The sequence below is a fragment of the Staphylococcus sp. GDY8P120P genome (genome assembly GCF_017892065.1).
GTDB lineage: Bacteria > Bacillota > Bacilli > Staphylococcales > Staphylococcaceae > Staphylococcus > Staphylococcus nepalensis.
Genome location: NZ_JAESKI010000042.1, coordinates 862 through 2,819, shown reverse-complemented (window position 1 = coordinate 2,819; position 1,958 = coordinate 862). Strand labels below are relative to the sequence as shown.

General features: G+C 24.9%; 2 protein-coding genes. Both read left to right on the top strand.

The features are described from left to right. On the top strand, positions 1-420 hold a 420-nt coding region (locus KA900_RS14495), incomplete at its 5' end, for a GNAT family N-acetyltransferase (RefSeq protein WP_046091389.1). Then, positions 421-1,860, top strand: coding sequence for a bifunctional aminoglycoside N-acetyltransferase AAC(6')-Ie/aminoglycoside O-phosphotransferase APH(2'')-Ia (locus tag KA900_RS14490; protein WP_001028144.1), 1,440 nt, complete (start codon positions 421-423; stop codon positions 1,858-1,860). Positions 1,861-1,958 lie beyond the last annotated feature (98 nt).

Genomic DNA, 1,958 nt, shown 5'->3' with positions numbered 1-1,958 from the left:
CACAGGAGTCTGGACTTGACTGAGTTTATGGAAGAAGTTTTAATTGATGATAATATGGTTTTTGATATTGATAATTTAAAAGGATTTCTTAATGATACCAGTTCATTTGGGTTTATAGCTAAAGAAAATAATAAAATTATAGGATTTGCATATTGCTATACACTTTTAAGACCTGATGGAAAAACAATGTTTTATTTACACTCAATAGGAATGTTACCTAACTATCAAGACAAAGGTTATGGTTCAAAATTATTATCTTTTATTAAGGAATATTCTAAAGAGATTGGTTGTTCTGAAATGTTTTTAATAACTGATAAAGGTAATCCTAGAGCTTGCCATGTATATGAAAAATTAGGTGGTAAAAATGATTATAAAGATGAAATAGTATATGTATATGATTATGAAAAAGGTGATAAATAAATGAATATAGTTGAAAATGAAATATGTATAAGAACTTTAATAGATGATGATTTTCCTTTGATGTTAAAATGGTTAACTGATGAAAGAGTATTAGAATTTTATGGTGGTAGAGATAAAAAATATACATTAGAATCATTAAAAAAACATTATACAGAGCCTTGGGAAGATGAAGTTTTTAGAGTAATTATTGAATATAACAATGTTCCTATTGGATATGGACAAATATATAAAATGTATGATGAGTTATATACTGATTATCATTATCCAAAAACTGATGAGATAGTCTATGGTATGGATCAATTTATAGGAGAGCCAAATTATTGGAGTAAAGGAATTGGTACAAGATATATTAAATTGATTTTTGAATTTTTGAAAAAAGAAAGAAATGCTAATGCAGTTATTTTAGACCCTCATAAAAATAATCCAAGAGCAATAAGGGCATACCAAAAATCTGGTTTTAGAATTATTGAAGATTTGCCAGAACATGAATTACACGAGGGCAAAAAAGAAGATTGTTATTTAATGGAATATAGATATGATGATAATGCCACAAATGTTAAGGCAATGAAATATTTAATTGAGCATTACTTTGATAATTTCAAAGTAGATAGTATTGAAATAATCGGTAGTGGTTATGATAGTGTGGCATATTTAGTTAATAATGAATACATTTTTAAAACAAAATTTAGTACTAATAAGAAAAAAGGTTATGCAAAAGAAAAAGCAATATATAATTTTTTAAATACAAATTTAGAAACTAATGTAAAAATTCCTAATATTGAATATTCGTATATTAGTGATGAATTATCTATACTAGGTTATAAAGAAATTAAAGGAACTTTTTTAACACCAGAAATTTATTCTACTATGTCAGAAGAAGAACAAAATTTGTTAAAACGAGATATTGCCAGTTTTTTAAGACAAATGCACGGTTTAGATTATACAGATATTAGTGAATGTACTATTGATAATAAACAAAATGTATTAGAAGAGTATATATTGTTGCGTGAAACTATTTATAATGATTTAACTGATATAGAAAAAGATTATATAGAAAGTTTTATGGAAAGACTAAATGCAACAACAGTTTTTGAGGGTAAAAAGTGTTTATGCCATAATGATTTTAGTTGTAATCATCTATTGTTAGATGGCAATAATAGATTAACTGGAATAATTGATTTTGGAGATTCTGGAATTATAGATGAATATTGTGATTTTATATACTTACTTGAAGATAGTGAAGAAGAAATAGGAACAAATTTTGGAGAAGATATATTAAGAATGTATGGAAATATAGATATTGAGAAAGCAAAAGAATATCAAGATATAGTTGAAGAATATTATCCTATTGAAACTATTGTTTATGGAATTAAAAATATTAAACAGGAATTTATCGAAAATGGTAGAAAAGAAATTTATAAAAGGACTTATAAAGATTGATTATATAATATATGAAAAGCTATTATAAAAGACATTAGTATTAAATAGTTTAAAAAAATGAAAAATAATAAAGGAAGTGAGTCAAGTCCAGACTCCTG